We start from the raw sequence: 16,408 nt of genomic DNA, 5'->3' as shown, positions 1-16,408 counted from the left end.
CCTGGCTCGTTTTCGATTCCAGTGATAGCCCTTTGTGCTCCCCGTGGCTGCCCGTTGTGGCGGCCGTTTTCTGTTTGTCGGCGCCCCTCGAAATCCTTGCGAGCGGTGGTCTTGGGCTGTTTTTTATTGGGAAGCCGTAATGATTGGCATAAAAAGCATTGCGAGCTACGTTCCTGTAGCCGGCGTGGACAATTACGCACAAGGTGCAAAATTCGAGAAGGATGAAGAATTCATCCTTGGCAAGATCGGCTCGGCATTCCTGCCGCGCAAAGACGCTGAACAAGAAACTTCCGATCTGTGCGTGGAAGCGGCCAATGCGCTGTTTGCCAGTAACCCTGATCTGAAGCGTGAATCGATCGACGCCTTGATCGTCGTCACTCAGAACGGTGACGAAGAAGGTCTGCCGCACACCGCCGCGATCGTGCAGGACAAACTCGGTCTGCCGACCAATGTGGCGGCGTTCGATATTTCCCTGGGCTGTTCCGGTTATGTCTACGGCATCTACGCGATCAAGGGCTTCATGGAAGCCGCCGGCCTGAAGAACGGCCTGCTGATCACCGCTGACCCGTATTCGAAAATCGTCGACCCGGAAGACCGCAACACCACCATGCTGTTCGGTGATGCCGCGACCGCTACGTGGATGGGCGAAGATCCGGTCTGGGCGCTGGGCAAGGCCAAGTTCGGCACTGACGGCTCCGGTGCGCCGCACTTGAAAGTCACCGATGGCGTGTTCTTCATGAACGGTCGTCAGGTGTTCAACTTTGCGTTGCTGAAAGTGCCAGCGCACCTGCATGAGCTGCTCGATGATTCGGGCCTCAAGGCTGACGACATTGATGCGTTCTGCATTCACCAGGGCAGCGCGGCGATTGTCGATGCCGTGGCGCGTCGCTTCGAAGGCGAGCCGGAGAAGTTCATCAAGGACATGGTCGAGACCGGCAATACCGTGTCGTCGAGCATTCCGTTGCTGCTGGAAAAACACGTCATCGATTCCGATTGGCAGCGTATTGCGCTGAGCGGTTTTGGTGTCGGTCTGTCGTGGGGCTCGGCGATCATCTACCGCCCTTGAGCCAGAGCAAAAACGGCGGATACAAAAATAGCGTTCAAGGTTAACCTTGAACGCTATTTTTTTGCCTGTAAGGGAGCGCGAGGCGCCATGAGCGAGTTTTTCCAAGCCAATGCCGAGGTGTTGCAGCGGCGCTGGCCGGCGCTGTTTGCACGATTGCTGGCTGAAGACACTTCGGTCATTCACGCCGAGCTGGTGCAAGGCCTGGGCTCTACGCTGAGTGTCGACGGGATTCAACTGACCAGTCGTCACGACCGGATCCACGAGGCCCGGGTCCAGGCAGCCAGCCTGGCGGAAAAACCTCGGTTGCACGTCTACGGCACCGGCCTTGGCGACCTGCCGTCGGTGTTGCTGGAACGCGCGGCACTTGAGCGGTTGTACGTGCACATCCTCAACGGCGCCTTGTTTGCGTTGGTTCTGCAGTTGCTCGACCAGCGGCAATGGCTTGAAGACCCCAGAGTCGAGCTGATGTATGCCGGCGATCATGCAGATATCTACACGCCGTTTTTTGCGCTGCCCGCGGAAATGCTCCTGGCCGATGACTTCAGCGCGAAGATTCGTGATCGGCTGGTCAATGAGGTTCACCTGAGTTTCAACAATCGCGAGTTCGATCCGCAATTGCCGGCGATCCAGCAGCGCTTGCGCGATAGCCTGGAGGTGCTGCTTGCCGATGATGACGTGGCGCGACTGTTTGGTACCTGTGTCGGCCGCGAAATCTATGTGATCGGCACCGGGCCGAGCCTGGAAGGCCATTTTGAACGACTGGCGGCGGTCCGCGCTCAGGCCGAGCGGCCGCTGTTCATTTGTGTCGACACGGCTTATCGGCCTTTGCGTCAGCACGGGATCATCCCCGATCTGGTGGTGACGATCGATCGGTTGATCAGCTTTCGGCACTTGCCTTTCGAGGAGTCGGACGGCATCCCGCTGGTGTACCTGCCCATGAGCTCGCCGACGGTGTTGAAGGCCTGGAAGGGCAAACGCTATGGCGCCTATACCGCCAGCCCCGTCTACGCCACGTTGCGTCAGCAACACCCACGAGCCGAATTGAATGCCGGCGGCAGCGTGATTCACCCCGCCGTGGATCTGGCGGTGAAAATGGGCGGCACGCGCATCACGCTGTTCGGCGCCGACTTTGCCTTCCCGATGAACAAGACACATGCCGGCTGGGACGATGGCGATCTGGGGCCAGCGCTGGAGCAGGCTCGGCACTGGGTGCGTGACGGCAATGGCGAACGTGTCCGGACGCAGTTGAATTTTCGTGGCTACCTGTGCGTGCTGGAGCGTTATATCGCGTTGCATCCAGAAGTCAGCTTCCTTAACAGCAGTCGGGCGGGCGCGATGATCGTGGGCACACAATTCAATCCGGAGTTTGTGCAATGAGTGCGCAAGTGAATTGCATCAGCGCCTGCCGGCAATGTGCGGGATTGTTTCGTTTGGGCCGTGATGTCGAAGCGGCGCTGACCATGGTCGATGTGTTCGATGAGGCGCAGCAGTTTTTTTCGCTCGCCCGTGAGGATGTCCAGCAGTCGTGGGCACAGGTGCTGACACACATCCTGGCGTGTCAGGAACGCCAGGATTGGCTGGGGCTCGCCGATTTCATCGAGTATGAGCTGATTGAATTGCTGGACGGTGCGCAGCGCTGAGGGCGGGGGGCGACCGCTCTGGCACAAGGGTTGTTGGTGTGGGCAGTTTTATGGCGTCATTTTTTCGTGGGTGGGGTGCGCTAAGCCCTTGTTTTTTTGGGAGTGGCAGGGTGATGGCAAATTTTTTTCAAAAAGCCCTCAAGCAACCTGCAAACCCGACGATAACTATTACGAAGGTTCTCTAGGCCATACCCGGCGGTTGCCAGGGCCGGAAGCCGCAGTACCCAACCAACGAGGAATTCGTCATGGCTTTAACAGTAAACACCAACACCACGTCGTTGAACGTTCAGAAAAACCTGAACCGCGCTTCCGACGCTCTGTCGACTTCGATGCAGCGCCTGTCTTCCGGCCTGAAAATCAACAGCGCTAAAGACGACGCCGCTGGCCTGCAGATCGCTACCCGTATGACTTCCCAGATCCGTGGTGGCAACCAGGCGATCCAGAACGCCAACGACGGTATCTCCGTTGCTCAGACCGCTGAAGGCGCTCTGCAAGCTTCGACCGACATTCTGCAGCGTATGCGTGAACTGGCTGTTAAAGCCCGTACCGGTACCAACGGCAGCATCGACCAGAAAGCAACGAACGACGAATTCGCCCAGATGTCGGACGAACTGACCCGTATCTCTGCTTCCACCAACCTGAACGGCAAAAACCTGCTGGACGGTTCGGCTGGTACTGTGACCCTGCAAGTGGGCGCAAACACCGGTTCGGCTAACCACATCGACCTGGTACTGAGCTCCAAGTTCGACGCCGTCAGCCTGTCCGTAGGTAGCGGTACTGTAGTTCTGACCGGTGCAAGCGTATCGGGCGCTGCTGCCAACATCGACAACGCAATCACCGCGATCGACGCTGCAATTGCCGCGATCAACAGCACTCGTTCGAGCCTGGGTGCTTCGCAAAACCGTCTGACCAGCACCATCTCCAACCTGCAGAACATCGTTGAGAACACCACCGCTGCTCAGGGTCGTGTACAAGACACCGACTTCGCCGCAGAAACTGCTAACCTGACCAAGCAGCAAACTCTGCAGCAGGCTTCGACCTCCGTTCTGGCTCAAGCCAACCAACTGCCTTCCGCTGTACTGAAGCTGCTTCAGTAATATCGGAACAAGTTTGGGCGGGAGGGTGCGCTGGTCGTGCTCTCTCGCCTTTTTACGTTAGGAGGTGATGAGCATGGACATGAGCGTCAAGCTTAACCAGTCTTATCCGGCTCCCAAGCCAGTAGCGCCGGTTGCTGACAAACCGTCAGAAACGCCTAAGGTTGCCAAGACTGAAGCTCCGGCCACTGCCAAGAGTCAGGATACGGACGATGCCAAGTTGAAGCTGGCCGTGCAGGAGATCGAGAAGTTTGTTCAATCGATCAAGCGCAATCTGGAGTTCTCTATCGACGAGCATTCCGGGAAGGTCATCGTCAAGGTGATCGCAAGCGAGACGGGTGAGGTCGTTCGACAGATTCCCTCCGCAGAAGCTCTCAAGCTGGCAGACAGCCTGGCCAATGCAAGCCACGTGTTGTTCGACGCCAAAGTCTGATAGCTGGCATGAATAATGTTTGTCCATTCTCAGGACGCGGGTAACGGTCAAAAGAATGGCAACAATCTGAAGGGAGATGCAAATGGCAAGTCCAATTCTACCGGGTTCCGGACTGGGTTCCGGCCTGGACATCGGTGCGATCGTCACTGCGCTGGTCAACGCCGACAAGGCGCCGAAGCAGACGCAGATCGATACCGCGACCAAAGCCAATACGCTGAAGATTTCCGGCGTCGGTTCGCTGAAGAGTGCATTGACCACGTTCCAGACGGCGATGACCAATCTGGGCAGCAAGACCAATCCTGCCTTTGCCGGCTTCACCGCGACTTCGAGCAATACCAATCTGAGCGCGACGTCCGACAGCACCGCAGTGACGGGCAATTACAACGTCGTTGTCAGTCAATTGGCCACTGGCTCGAAAATCGCCAGCGCCTCTTTCGCCGGCGGTGCCGCCAGTGCCATTCCGAGTGGTACCCTGAAAATCAGTCAGAATGGCACTGATTACAATGTCGACATTCCGGCAAATGCCACGTTGCAAACCACCCGCGACGCCATCAACAAGGCTCAGGGCGCCAACGGGATTTCCGCCAACATCGTGACCGACAGCTCCGGTTCGTCGCGCCTGGTGATCAGTTCGAGCAAGACCGGCGAAGGCTCTGACCTCAAAGTCAGCGGTATTGCCGGTCTGGAAATCGATGGCACCCAGAAGATGGGCGCTAGCCCGGCTGCAGGCGCTTCAGGCGCTGTCAACGACGTTGCGGGCAACGCCAAGCTGACCATCGACGGCCTTGAAGTCACCAGCAAAAGCAATACGGTGACCGGCGCAATCAGTGGCTTGACCCTGAACCTGACGACGGTCAGTCCTGTCGTGGGTAACGCTGCGACGCCGACTGTGGTCAGCGTGGACGCCAACACCAAAGGCCTGCAGACATCGATTCAGTCGTTCGTCGACGCTTACAACACGTTGAAGACCACCATTGATACGCTGTCCAAGGCGACGCCGGATGCCGATGGCAAGCTGACCGTGCAAGCGGCGTTCACCGGCGACGCGATGCCGCGTGCACTGATTGCCGATATTCGTGAACAGTTGACGGCAACAGGCGCTGGCGGCCCGTTGTCAGTGCTGTCGCAGTTGGGTGTGATGACCGACCGCGACACCGGTAACCTGAAGTTTGACACCGCTGCTTTCACCAAAACCATGGCGCAGCCAGGCATGACCGGCCAGGTTCAGCAGTTGTTTACCGGCACCGACGACACCAATGGTCTGCTGACGCGCATGAGCAAGGTGGTTGATCCGTATCTCAAGCCGCCAGCGGGTAGCATTAACGGCGTCGGCTTGCTTGATCAGCGCATGGCCATTCTCACTAAAAACACCAGAAACCTGACCGACCAGCAAGCGGCGCTGGATTTGCGTGTCGAGAACCTGACCAAGACGTTGACTGCCAAGTACAACGCCATGGACTTGCTGGTAGGCCAGATGAAGGCGACGGCGAGTAACATCACGTCGTTCTTCAGCTCGCTGAACGCTCAGCAGTCCGCGAAGTAACAGACAGGCACGACAAAAACCCGGCTACGCTTTATCGGCGTGTGCCGGGTTTTTGTCTTTTTGATCTAAAGTTCTCTGATTCGTTGGCGATACACTGGTTATACGAGTCAATGTGGCAATGAGGTAGAACATGAATCCGATGTTAGCCCTTCGGCAATACCAGAAAGTCGGCGCACATGCACAGACGTCCGAAGCGAGCCCGCACCGCCTGGTGCAAATGTTGATGGAAGGTGGCCTGGGGCGTATCGCTGAGGCCAAGGGCGCGATTGAGCGCAAGGACATTGCTGCCAAATGCACGGCCATCAGCAAGGCCGTGGGCATCATTGGTGGCTTGTGTGAAGGTCTGGACCTGGAAAACAGCGCCGATTCGGTTGCTGAGCTCAACCAGCTCTACATCTACATGATGAAGCGACTGGCTGAGGCCAACATCAAGAGTGATCCGAAGATCCTCGACGAAGTTGCCGGGCTGCTGCGCACCGTGAAGGAAGGTTGGGACGGCATTGCTCCGCCAGGCCCCCAGTTTTAAGGAGATCACCATGAGTCTTGTATTGCAGCGAATCGCCGATACCCGTGAAGCGTTGGTCACTGCGCTGGCCGAACGCAATTGGGAAGCCATTGGCGAGCTGGATCTGGCTTGCCGTTCCTGCATGGAAGACGTCATGGCTGAAGCTGCACTGGATGAAGACGCGTTGCGCAACAATCTTGAGGAGTTGCTCCACGTCTACAAGGAGCTTCTTGAGGTGGCGATGGGTGAGCGGCAGGCGATAGCCAACGAGATGTCGCAGATCACCCAAGCGCAAAAGGCGGCAAAGGTTTACCATCTGTTTGGTTAATTAACCTCCAGTTAATCCAGACATGTGCGCCATAAATTTGACTGTGCACGGTTTTTTGACTTAACTAGTGGCTGTTTTCAGATTTCAGGCGTCTACAGGCACATGGTGTCCTGCAAGCGTCTCGCTTGCCCCTTATTTTGGGCATTGAGTTGACTAGGGAAGTTGCTATTGCATGTGGCGTGAAACCAAAATTCTGCTGATCGATGACGATAGCGTCCGCCGCCGCGACCTGGCGGTGATTCTAAATTTTCTTGGCGAAGAAAATTTACCCTGCGGCAGCCATGACTGGCAGCAGGCAGTCGGCTCTTTGTCGTCTAGTCGTGAGGTCATTTGCGTACTGATCGGGACGGTTAATGCTCCTGGTGCGCTTTTGGGCTTGCTAAAGACACTCTCAACCTGGGATGAGTTCCTTCCGGTTTTGTTGATGGGCGATAATTCTTCCGTTGACCTGCCTGAAGATCAGCGTCGCCGCGTGCTTTCGACCCTCGAAATGCCACCCAGCTACAGCAAATTGCTCGACTCCCTGCACCGTGCCCAGGTCTATCGCGAGATGTATGACCAGGCCCGTGAGCGCGGTCGTCATCGCGAACCCAATCTGTTCCGCAGCCTCGTCGGCACCAGTCGTGCGATACAGCACGTGCGTCAGATGATGCAGCAAGTCGCAGATACCGATGCCAGCGTGCTGATCCTCGGTGAGTCCGGGACCGGCAAGGAAGTGGTTGCACGTAATCTGCATTACCACTCCAAGCGTCGCGATGCGCCATTCGTTCCGGTCAACTGCGGGGCGATCCCGGCAGAGCTGCTCGAAAGCGAATTGTTCGGCCACGAGAAGGGTGCCTTCACCGGCGCGATCACCAGCCGTGCCGGCCGTTTCGAACTGGCCAATGGCGGTACGCTGTTTCTTGACGAAATCGGCGACATGCCGCTGCCGATGCAGGTCAAACTGCTGCGCGTCCTGCAGGAGCGCACCTTCGAACGCGTGGGCAGCAACAAGACCCAGAGCGTCGATGTGCGCATCATCGCTGCGACGCACAAGAATCTCGAAAGCATGATCGAGATCGGCACCTTCCGCGAAGACCTCTACTATCGCCTGAACGTGTTCCCGATCGAGATGGCGCCGCTGCGTGAGCGCGTCGAAGACATTCCGTTGTTGATGAACGAGCTGATCTCGCGCATGGAGCACGAGAAGCGCGGTTCGATCCGATTCAACTCGGCGGCGATCATGTCGCTGTGCCGTCACGGCTGGCCGGGCAACGTCCGCGAACTGGCCAACCTGGTGGAGCGCATGGCGATCATGCATCCGTACGGGGTGATCGGCGTGGTCGAACTGCCGAAGAAATTCCGCTACGTCGATGACGAAGACGAGCAAATGGTCGACAGCCTGCGCAGCGACCTCGAAGAGCGTGTGGCGATCAATGGCCATACGCCGGACTTCACCGCCAATGCCATGCTGCCGCCGGAAGGCCTGGACCTGAAAGACTACCTCGGCGGTCTGGAACAGGGCCTGATTCAACAGGCGCTGGACGATGCCAATGGCATTGTTGCGCGTGCCGCTGAGCGTCTGCGTATCCGTCGTACCACCCTGGTCGAGAAGATGCGCAAGTACGGCATGAGCCGCCGCGATGGAGATGAACAGGCGGAGGATTGACGCCTGTTTTTCAACCGCTTCATTTATAAGCGGTTTTTTTTAGGCACGGGTATTGCTACAGCCCTCGCAACGTTCCGTTTAACTGACGGTCAGCCAAGCGAGAAAGCACAATGCCCCAAGCCCAGATGTCTTCTGCCTCCAATCCCGAGGGGCAACCGTCCTCCGTAGAGCAGGCGAGCCGACAGGGCCTTGAGCAGGCATTCGAGCTGTTCAGCCAGATGTCCAGCCAACTGACAGATTCCTACAGCATGCTTGAAGCACGGGTGACCGAGCTCAAGGGGGAGCTGGCGGTGGTCAGCGCCCAGCGCATGCAGGAGCTGGCGGAAAAAGAACGCTTGGCCAACCGTCTGCAAAACCTCCTTGATCTGTTGCCCGGTGGCGTCATCGTCATTGATGGTCACGGCATGGTGCGTGAAGCCAATCCGGCCGCCATCGAACTGCTCGGTCTGCCGCTTGAGGGCGAGCTGTGGCGCCAGGTGATTGCGCGCTGCTTCGCCCCGCGTGAAGACGACGGTCATGAAATTTCCCTGAAAAACGGTCGACGCCTGTCGATTGCCACCCGCTCGCTGGACGCCGAGCCGGGGCAATTGGTGCTGCTCAACGACCTGACAGAAACCCGTCATCTGCAAGACCAACTGGCGCGCCATGAGCGTTTGTCCTCACTGGGCCGCATGGTCGCCTCGCTGGCCCATCAGATCCGCACGCCGCTGTCTGCCGCTTTGCTCTACGCCAGTCATTTGACTGAGCAGGAATTGCCGGTGGCCACTCAGCAGCGTTTCGCCGGTCGCCTGAAAGAGCGTCTGCATGAACTCGAGCATCAAGTGCGCGACATGCTGGTGTTCGCTCGCGGTGAATTGCCGCTGACCGATCGCCTGACCCCAAATGCTTTGATGCAGGCGCTGCAAGCGGCGGCGTTGACCCATGTGCAGGATCTGCCAATCCGCTGGCAGTGCGACAGTCATGCCGGAGAGTTGCTGTGCAATCGCGACACGCTGGTCGGCGCGCTGTTGAATCTGATCGAGAACGCGATTCAGGCGAGTGCCGGCAACGTCCGCCTGAAAGTGCATTGCTACAGCCGCGACAACAGCCTGCGCTTGAGCATCAGCGACAGTGGCAGCGGCATCGAGCCGGCGATTCTGGCGCGGCTCGGCGAGCCATTTTTTACCACCAAAGTCACCGGCACCGGTCTGGGCCTGACCGTGGTCAAGGCAGTGGCCCGGGCGCATCAGGGAGAATTGCTGCTGCGTTCGCGGGTCGGGCGCGGCACGTGCGCGCAGGTGATCCTGCCGCTGTTTTCCGCTGTACACGGAGCTGAGTAAAAGACATGGGCATCAAGGTTTTGCTGGTCGAGGATGACCGCTCATTGCGCGAGGCGCTGGCCGACACGTTGTTGCTCGCCGGTCACGATTACCACGCGGTCGGGAGCGCCGAGGAGGCGCTGACGGCGGTGGCGCGCGAAGCGTTCAATCTGGTGGTCAGCGACGTCAACATGCCCGGCATGGACGGTCATCAATTGCTCGCCCTGCTGCGCGCCCGCCAACCGCAATTGCCGGTGTTACTGATGACGGCGCACGGTGCGGTCGAGCGCGCGGTCGATGCGATGCGCCAGGGGGCGGCGGACTATCTGGTCAAACCCTTTGAGCCCAAGGCTCTGCTCGATCTGGTGGCGCGGCATGCGTTGGGCAGCATCGGTGCAAGTGACGGCGAAGGTCCGGTGGCGGTCGAACCGGCCAGTGCGCAATTGCTCGAGTTGGCGGCGCGGGTGGCGCGCAGTGATTCCACGGTGCTGATCTCTGGCGAATCCGGCACCGGTAAGGAAGTGCTGGCGCGCTACATTCATCAGCAGTCCCATCGCGCCAGTCAGCCGTTCATTGCGATCAACTGTGCGGCGATCCCGGACAACATGCTCGAAGCCACGTTGTTCGGCCACGAAAAGGGTTCGTTCACCGGCGCCATCGCGGCGCAGGCCGGCAAGTTCGAACAAGCCGACGGCGGCACGCTGCTGCTCGACGAAATCTCCGAAATGCCCCTCGGTCTGCAAGCCAAACTGCTGCGTGTGTTGCAGGAGCGCGAGGTCGAGCGCGTGGGTGCGCGTAAACCGATTGCTCTGGATATTCGCGTGGTCGCCACCACCAACCGTGATCTGGCCGGCGAAGTAGCGGCGGGGCGTTTCCGCGAGGACCTTTTTTACCGTCTGTCGGTTTTCCCCCTGGCCTGGCGTCCACTTCGCGAGCGCACTGCCGATATCCTGCCGCTGGCCGAAAGGTTGCTGGCCAAACACGTCAATAAAATGAAGCACGCCGCGGCGAAACTTTCGCCTGACGCGCAAGCGTGTCTGACCGCGTACCCGTGGCCGGGCAATGTGCGTGAGCTGGATAACGCCATTCAGCGTGCGCTGATCCTGCAGCAGGGCGGTTTGATTCAGCCGCAGGATTTCTGTCTGGCCGGTCCCGTGACGTACACCGCGATGCCCGTCGCCGCGCCGCTGTCATCGGTGATTCGCGAGGTGGAAATCGAAGCGGATTCGGCCGGCGCACTGGGCGATGACCTGCGCCGCCGGGAGTTTCAGATGATTATCGACACCCTGCGCGCCGAGCGCGGCCGACGCAAGGAAGCGGCGGAAAAGCTCGGTATCAGCCCGCGCACCCTGCGTTACAAGCTGGCGCAAATGCGCGATGCCGGGATGGACGTCGAAGGTTATCTGTTCGCCACCTGACGTCTGGTGCAACGATTTGAAAACGCTTTTCTGAAAGGGGTGCCCATGAGCTGGCACCCTTGTTGCTAATACCTGTGTACCCGCCGAGTGAGTGTCAAAAAATTGCGGGCCGCCCAAGAGAGTAGACCATGAGCCAAGGTATTGAATTTAATCGGTTGATGATGGACATGAAGGCCATGAAAATGGACGCCATGTCTGCACCGAAATCGACGACCGCTGTCCCTGAACTGGCGGGCAGCAGCTTTTCCGACATGCTCGGTCAGGCGATCAACAAGGTCAGCGATACCCAGCAGGCGTCGACTCAGTTGGCCAACGCATTCGAAGTGGGCAAGAGCGGCGTCGATCTGACGGATGTGATGGTCGCTTCGCAAAAAGCCAGCGTGTCGTTCCAGGCTCTGACCCAGGTGCGCAACAAGCTGGTTCAGGCTTACCAAGACATCATGCAGATGCCGGTTTAAGGACGAGATTGAGTCATGGCAGAAGCAGTCGCCGATAACGTTCCGGCCAAGGCCACCCCGATAGACGGCAAACCGCCGTTGTTCGGCCTGTCCTTCCTGGAAAACCTCTCCGAGATGACCATGCTGCGTCAGGTGGGCCTGTTGGTCGGCCTGGCTGCGAGCGTGGCGATTGGCTTTGCCGTGGTGCTGTGGTCGCAGCAGCCGGATTACCGTCCGTTGTACGGCAGCCTTGCCGGCATGGACGCAAAACAGGTCATGGACACCCTGGCCGCCGCCGACATTCCTTACAACGTCGAACCGAACTCCGGTGCCTTGCTGGTCAAGGCCGATGACCTGTCCCGTGCGCGGATGAAACTCGCCGCTGCTGGTGTCACTCCCAGCGACGGCAATATCGGTTTCGAAATCCTCGACAAGGAACAGGGTCTGGGCACCAGTCAGTTCATGGAAGCGACGCGTTATCGTCGCGGCCTCGAAGGTGAACTGGCGCGGACCATTTCCAGCCTGAACAACGTCAAGGGTGCCCGCGTGCATCTGGCGATTCCGAAAAGCTCGGTGTTCGTCCGTGACGAACGCAAGCCAAGTGCTTCGGTTCTGGTTGAGTTGTACTCCGGTCGTTCGCTGGAGCCGGGTCAGGTGATTGCGATCATCAACCTGGTCGCGACTTCCGTTCCCGAGTTGAGCAAATCGCAGATCACCGTCGTCGACCAGAAGGGCACTTTGCTCTCCGATCAGGCGGAAAACTCCGAAATGACCATGGCCGGCAAGCAGTTCGATTACAGCCGCCGCATGGAAAGCATGCTCACCCAGCGCGTGCACAACATTCTGCAACCGGTACTGGGCAACGATCGCTACAAGGCGGAAGTTTCCGCTGACATCGATTTCAACGCTGTCGAGTCGACCGCCGAGCAGTTCAACCCGGATCAACCGGCGTTGCGCAGCGAACAATCGGTCAACGAACAACGCACCGCCAGCAATGGCCCGCAAGGTGTGCCGGGTGCCCTGAGCAACCAGCCGCCTTCGCCAGCCTCGGCACCGCAAACCACCGGTGGTGCCGCAGCGCCAGCCGCCATGGTGCAGCCAGGTCAGCCGTTGGTTGATGCCAACGGTCAGCAGATCATGGACCCGGCCACCGGCCAGCCAATGCTCGCGCCGTACCCGGCCGACAAGCGTCAACAATCGACCAAGAACTTCGAACTCGACCGTTCCATCAGCCACACCAAACAGCAGCAGGGTCGCCTGAATCGTCTGTCGGTGTCGGTTGTTGTCGACGATCAGGTCAAAGTCAACGCGGCCAACGGCGAAACCACCCGTGCGCCATGGAACGCCGACGAATTGGCGCGCTTCACCCGTCTGGTTCAGGACGCCGTCGGTTTCGACGCCAGCCGTGGCGACAGCGTCAGCGTGATCAACATGCCGTTCTCCGCCGAGCGCGGTGAAGTGATTGCCGATATTCCGTTCTACTCCCAGCCATGGTTCTGGGACATCGTCAAACAAGTGCTGGGTGTGTTGTTCATTCTGGTGCTGGTGTTTGGTGTGCTGCGTCCGGTGCTTAACAACATCACCGGCGGCGGCAAAGGCAAGGAGCTGGCCGGTCTTGGCAGCGACGTGGAACTCGGCGGGATGGGCGGCCTGGACGGCGAACTTTCCAACGACCGCGTGAGCCTCGGTGGTCCGCAGAGCATTCTGTTGCCGAGCCCAAGTGAGGGTTATGACGCGCAACTGAATGCAATCAAGAGTCTGGTGGCAGAAGACCCGGGTCGCGTGGCCCAGGTCGTGAAAGAGTGGATTAACGCAGATGAGTGATAACCGAGCCGCTGTCGCTAAACTGTCCCGGGTCGACAAAGCCGCAATTCTGCTGCTGTCCCTGGGTTCGACCGATGCTGCGCAAGTGCTGCGCCACATGGGCCCGAAAGAGGTTCAGCGTGTGGGTGTGGCCATGGCCCAGATGGGCAACGTCCATCGCGAACAGGTCGAGCAGGTCATGAGCGAGTTCGTCGACATCGTCGGCGACCAGACCAGTCTCGGCGTCGGTTCCGACGACTACGTGCGCAAAATGCTCACCCAGGCATTAGGCGAAGACAAGGCCAACGGCCTGATCGACCGCATCCTGCTCGGTGGCAACACCAGTGGCCTCGACAGCCTGAAATGGATGGAGCCGCGCGCGGTTGCCGACGTGATCCGTTACGAACACCCGCAGATCCAGGCAATCGTGGTCGCGTACCTCGACCCGGATCAGGCCGGTGAAGTGTTGGGCAACTTCGACCACAAGGTGCGTCTGGACATCATCCTGCGCGTCTCGTCGTTGAACACCGTACAGCCAGCGGCATTGAAAGAGCTCAACCAGATTCTCGAGAAGCAGTTCTCCGGCAACTCGAATGCCTCGCGCACCACCCTGGGTGGCATCAAGCGTGCGGCGGACATCATGAACTTCCTCGACAGCTCGATCGAAGGCCAGCTCATGGACTCGATCCGCGAAGTCGACGAAGACCTGTCCGGTCAGATCGAAGACCTCATGTTCGTGTTCAACAACCTTGCCGATGTCGACGATCGTGGCATTCAGGCGTTGCTGCGCGAAGTGTCTTCCGACGTGCTGGTGCTGGCCCTCAAGGGTTCGGACGAAGGCGTCAAAGAAAAGATCTTCAAGAACATGTCCAAACGTGCTGCCGAACTGTTGCGCGACGACCTCGAGGCCAAAGGCCCGGTACGCGTCAGCGACGTCGAAACCGCGCAGAAAGAAATCCTCACCATTGCCCGTCGTATGGCCGAAGCCGGCGAAATCGTACTCGGTGGCAAAGGTGGCGAGGAAATGATCTAAGCCCATGGACAAGCACGACGACGATGTGACGGATCTGATCCGTGCCCGCGATGTCCGTGGTTTCGAATCCTGGGCCATGCCCAGCTTCGACCCGCCGAAGCCGGAACCCGAGCCCGAGCCGGAACCCGAACCGCCGGAAATGGAAGAAGTGCCGCTGGAAGAAGTCCAGCCACTGACTCTTGAAGAACTCGAAAGCATCCGTCAGGAGGCTTACAACGAGGGCTTCGGCATCGGCGAAAAAGAAGGTTTTCACAGCGCCACGCTCAAGGTCCGTCAGGAAGCTGAAGTGGCGCTGGCGGCAAAACTTGCCAGTCTTGAGCAGTTGATGGCGAACCTGTTCGAACCCATCGCTGAGCAAGACACGCAGATCGAAAAATCGCTGGTCGACCTCGTGCAGCACATCACCAAACAGGTGATCAAGCGCGAACTGGCCATCGATTCCAGCCAGATCGAACACGTCATGCGCGATGCGCTCAAGCTGTTGCCGCTGGGTGTGGAAAACGTGCGTCTGTACGTCAATCCGCAGGACTTCGAACAGGCCAAGGCCTTGCGCGAACGTCATGAGGAAACCTGGCGCATCGTCGAAGATGAATCGCTGTTGGCGGGTGGCTGCCGGGTTGAAACCGAGCACAGCCGCATCGACGCCAGCATTGAAACCCGCGTGGCTCAGGTCATGGCAAAATTGTTCGATCAGTTGCACGAACAGGCTTTGCACCCGGCTGAAGCGGATCTGAGCCTGGACATTCCAGAAGACGTAAAACCGGCGGCCGCACCCGAAGAGCCGCTCGCGGACGACCCCGATGCGCCTTGAACGCACCAGTTTCGCCAAGCGCCTGAGCACTTACGCTGAGGCCACCGAGATTGCCGGTGCGCCGATTCTCGAAGGCCGCCTGCTGCGCATGGTCGGCCTCACCCTTGAGGCCGAAGGCTTGCGCGCGGCCATGGGCACGCGCTGCCTGGTGATCAATGACGACAGCTATCACCCATCCCAGGTGGAAGCGGAAGTCATGGGTTTTTCCGGCAGCAAAGTCTTTTTGATGCCGGTCGGCAGTGTTGCCGGCATCGCCCCCGGCGCCCGTGTGGTGCCACTGGCTGATACCGGGCGCTTGCCGATGGGCATGAGCATGCTCGGTCGTGTGCTCGATGGCGCCGGACGTGCGCTGGACGGCAAGGGCGGCATGAAGGCCGAAGACTGGGTGCCGATGGACGGCCCGACGATCAACCCGCTCAACCGTGACCCGATCAGCGTGCCGCTCGACGTCGGCATCCGTTGCATCAACGGTTTGCTGACGGTCGGTCGTGGTCAGCGTCTGGGTCTGTTTGCCGGTACCGGTGTCGGTAAATCGGTACTGCTGGGCATGATGACGCGCTTCACCGAGGCCGACATTATCGTCGTTGGTCTGATTGGTGAGCGGGGTCGAGAAGTTAAGGAATTCATTGAGCACAGTCTCGGTGAAGAAGGCCTCAAGCGTTCCGTCGTGGTTGCTTCGCCCGCGGACGATGCGCCGTTGATGCGTCTGCGCGCAGCGATGTACTGCACGCGCATCGCCGAATATTTCCGCGACAAGGGCAAGAACGTCCTGTTGCTGATGGATTCGCTGACCCGTTTCGCTCAGGCGCAGCGGGAAATTGCTCTGGCCATCGGCGAGCCACCAGCGACCAAAGGTTATCCGCCGTCGGTGTTCGCCAAATTGCCGAAACTGGTGGAACGCGCGGGTAATGCGGAGAAGGGCGGTGGTTCGATTACCGCGTTCTACACCGTACTGTCCGAAGGCGATGACCAACAGGACCCGATTGCCGACTCGGCGCGAGGCGTACTCGACGGCCACATCGTGCTGTCCCGGCGCTTGGCTGAAGAGGGTCACTATCCAGCCATCGACATCGAAGCGTCGATCAGCCGGGTAATGCCTGCCGTGGTCTCGCCGGACCACATGCAGCGCGCGCAATACTTCAAGCAGTTGTGGTCGCGTTATCAGCAGAGCCGCGATCTGATCAGCGTCGGCGCCTACGTTGCCGGTGGCGACCGCGAGACCGATCTGGCGATCTCCCTGCAACCGCAGTTGGTCCGGTACCAGCGTCAGGGCCTCAACGACAAAATCAACATGGGCGAAAGCCAGGCTTACCTCGAAACCCTGTTCGCCCCCGCGGCGGGCGGCTAACCG

16 protein-coding genes are annotated in these 16,408 nt (G+C 59.2%); all 16 read left to right on the top strand.

Annotated elements, in window-relative coordinates; genetic code table 11:
• Positions 1-139: 139 nt before the first annotated feature.
• Positions 140-1,066 carry a ketoacyl-ACP synthase III gene (locus KBP52_RS10480; RefSeq protein ID WP_212622702.1) on the top strand — a complete coding sequence of 309 codons (927 nt, stop codon included), beginning with the start codon at positions 140-142 and terminating at the stop codon, positions 1,064-1,066.
• Between the two features lie 87 nt (positions 1,067-1,153).
• Positions 1,154-2,443 (top strand): 6-hydroxymethylpterin diphosphokinase MptE-like protein, encoded by a 1,290-nt coding sequence (locus KBP52_RS10475; RefSeq protein WP_123594711.1) that lies wholly within the window; start codon positions 1,154-1,156, stop codon positions 2,441-2,443.
• On the top strand, positions 2,440-2,706 hold the full coding sequence (locus KBP52_RS10470) for a hypothetical protein (RefSeq protein WP_116033149.1): 267 nt from the start codon (positions 2,440-2,442) through the stop codon (positions 2,704-2,706). The genes KBP52_RS10475 and KBP52_RS10470 overlap by 4 nt, the downstream gene beginning before the upstream one ends.
• A gap of 245 nt (positions 2,707-2,951) precedes the next feature.
• On the top strand, positions 2,952-3,803 hold the full coding sequence (locus tag KBP52_RS10465) for a flagellin domain-containing protein (protein WP_077571650.1): 852 nt from the start codon (positions 2,952-2,954) through the stop codon (positions 3,801-3,803).
• 73 nt (positions 3,804-3,876) lie between these two features.
• The gene (locus tag KBP52_RS10460; RefSeq protein ID WP_077571651.1) at positions 3,877-4,233 is read left to right on the top strand and encodes a flagellar protein FlaG; all 357 of its coding nucleotides are present in this window, start codon (positions 3,877-3,879) and stop codon (positions 4,231-4,233) included.
• 82 nt (positions 4,234-4,315) lie between these two features.
• Positions 4,316-5,776, top strand: a complete 1,461-nt coding sequence (gene fliD / locus KBP52_RS10455) for a flagellar filament capping protein FliD (protein WP_077571652.1) — start codon at positions 4,316-4,318, stop codon at positions 5,774-5,776.
• A gap of 130 nt (positions 5,777-5,906) precedes the next feature.
• Positions 5,907-6,302 carry a flagellar export chaperone FliS gene (gene fliS / locus KBP52_RS10450; RefSeq protein WP_064119541.1) on the top strand — a complete coding sequence of 132 codons (396 nt, stop codon included), beginning with the start codon at positions 5,907-5,909 and terminating at the stop codon, positions 6,300-6,302.
• A gap of 10 nt (positions 6,303-6,312) precedes the next feature.
• On the top strand, positions 6,313-6,609 hold the full coding sequence (locus KBP52_RS10445; protein ID WP_007920054.1) for a hypothetical protein: 297 nt from the start codon (positions 6,313-6,315) through the stop codon (positions 6,607-6,609).
• Positions 6,610-6,781: 172 nt separating this feature from the next.
• Positions 6,782-8,257 carry a sigma-54 dependent transcriptional regulator gene (locus tag KBP52_RS10440; RefSeq protein WP_007920053.1) on the top strand — a complete coding sequence of 492 codons (1,476 nt, stop codon included), beginning with the start codon at positions 6,782-6,784 and terminating at the stop codon, positions 8,255-8,257.
• A gap of 125 nt (positions 8,258-8,382) precedes the next feature.
• Positions 8,383-9,576: an ATP-binding protein gene (locus KBP52_RS10435; protein WP_212623121.1), complete on the top strand. Its 1,194-nt coding sequence runs from the start codon at positions 8,383-8,385 to the stop codon at positions 9,574-9,576.
• Between the two features lie 5 nt (positions 9,577-9,581).
• Positions 9,582-10,973 carry a sigma-54 dependent transcriptional regulator gene (locus KBP52_RS10430; protein ID WP_077571654.1) on the top strand — a complete coding sequence of 464 codons (1,392 nt, stop codon included), beginning with the start codon at positions 9,582-9,584 and terminating at the stop codon, positions 10,971-10,973.
• 128 nt (positions 10,974-11,101) lie between these two features.
• Positions 11,102-11,431: a flagellar hook-basal body complex protein FliE gene (gene fliE, locus KBP52_RS10425; protein ID WP_122600242.1), complete on the top strand. Its 330-nt coding sequence runs from the start codon at positions 11,102-11,104 to the stop codon at positions 11,429-11,431.
• Positions 11,432-11,446: 15 nt separating this feature from the next.
• Positions 11,447-13,234 carry a flagellar basal-body MS-ring/collar protein FliF gene (gene fliF, locus KBP52_RS10420; protein WP_077571656.1) on the top strand — a complete coding sequence of 596 codons (1,788 nt, stop codon included), beginning with the start codon at positions 11,447-11,449 and terminating at the stop codon, positions 13,232-13,234.
• Positions 13,227-14,246, top strand: coding sequence for a flagellar motor switch protein FliG (fliG, locus tag KBP52_RS10415; RefSeq protein WP_007958288.1), 1,020 nt, complete (start codon positions 13,227-13,229; stop codon positions 14,244-14,246). Before fliF ends, fliG begins: the two co-directional genes overlap by 8 nt.
• A gap of 4 nt (positions 14,247-14,250) precedes the next feature.
• A complete protein-coding gene (fliH, locus tag KBP52_RS10410) occupies positions 14,251-15,057 on the top strand; it encodes a flagellar assembly protein FliH (protein WP_077571657.1) in 807 nt (268 codons plus the stop codon).
• Positions 15,047-16,405: a flagellar protein export ATPase FliI gene (gene fliI, locus KBP52_RS10405; protein ID WP_077571658.1), complete on the top strand. Its 1,359-nt coding sequence runs from the start codon at positions 15,047-15,049 to the stop codon at positions 16,403-16,405. Before fliH ends, fliI begins: the two co-directional genes overlap by 11 nt.
• The last annotated feature ends 3 nt before the right edge of the window (positions 16,406-16,408 follow it).

The organism is Pseudomonas sp. SCA2728.1_7 (genome assembly GCF_018138145.1).
GTDB lineage: Bacteria > Pseudomonadota > Gammaproteobacteria > Pseudomonadales > Pseudomonadaceae > Aquipseudomonas > Aquipseudomonas koreensis_A.
Note: the sequence above shows the minus strand (reverse complement) of the source record. Positions and strands in the feature narration are given on the sequence as shown.

What these genes read in the sequence shown, in the direction of transcription:
- fliG (WP_007958288.1), top strand. Translation starts at nt 13,227, where the DNA reads ATGAGTGATAACCGAGCCGCTGTCGCTAAACTGTCCCGGGTCGACAAA.
- KBP52_RS10430 (WP_077571654.1), top strand. Translation starts at nt 9,582, where the DNA reads ATGGGCATCAAGGTTTTGCTGGTCGAGGATGACCGCTCATTGCGCGAG.
- KBP52_RS10460 (WP_077571651.1), top strand. Translation starts at nt 3,877, where the DNA reads ATGGACATGAGCGTCAAGCTTAACCAGTCTTATCCGGCTCCCAAGCCA.
- fliH (WP_077571657.1), top strand. Translation starts at nt 14,251, where the DNA reads ATGGACAAGCACGACGACGATGTGACGGATCTGATCCGTGCCCGCGAT.
- fliF (WP_077571656.1), top strand. Translation starts at nt 11,447, where the DNA reads ATGGCAGAAGCAGTCGCCGATAACGTTCCGGCCAAGGCCACCCCGATA.
- KBP52_RS10480 (WP_212622702.1), top strand. Translation starts at nt 140, where the DNA reads ATGATTGGCATAAAAAGCATTGCGAGCTACGTTCCTGTAGCCGGCGTG.
- fliD (WP_077571652.1), top strand. Translation starts at nt 4,316, where the DNA reads ATGGCAAGTCCAATTCTACCGGGTTCCGGACTGGGTTCCGGCCTGGAC.
- fliS (WP_064119541.1), top strand. Translation starts at nt 5,907, where the DNA reads ATGAATCCGATGTTAGCCCTTCGGCAATACCAGAAAGTCGGCGCACAT.
- fliI (WP_077571658.1), top strand. Translation starts at nt 15,047, where the DNA reads ATGCGCCTTGAACGCACCAGTTTCGCCAAGCGCCTGAGCACTTACGCT.
- KBP52_RS10470 (WP_116033149.1), top strand. Translation starts at nt 2,440, where the DNA reads ATGAGTGCGCAAGTGAATTGCATCAGCGCCTGCCGGCAATGTGCGGGA.
- KBP52_RS10440 (WP_007920053.1), top strand. Translation starts at nt 6,782, where the DNA reads ATGTGGCGTGAAACCAAAATTCTGCTGATCGATGACGATAGCGTCCGC.
- KBP52_RS10475 (WP_123594711.1), top strand. Translation starts at nt 1,154, where the DNA reads ATGAGCGAGTTTTTCCAAGCCAATGCCGAGGTGTTGCAGCGGCGCTGG.
- fliE (WP_122600242.1), top strand. Translation starts at nt 11,102, where the DNA reads ATGAGCCAAGGTATTGAATTTAATCGGTTGATGATGGACATGAAGGCC.
- KBP52_RS10445 (WP_007920054.1), top strand. Translation starts at nt 6,313, where the DNA reads ATGAGTCTTGTATTGCAGCGAATCGCCGATACCCGTGAAGCGTTGGTC.
- KBP52_RS10435 (WP_212623121.1), top strand. Translation starts at nt 8,383, where the DNA reads ATGTCTTCTGCCTCCAATCCCGAGGGGCAACCGTCCTCCGTAGAGCAG.
- KBP52_RS10465 (WP_077571650.1), top strand. Translation starts at nt 2,952, where the DNA reads ATGGCTTTAACAGTAAACACCAACACCACGTCGTTGAACGTTCAGAAA.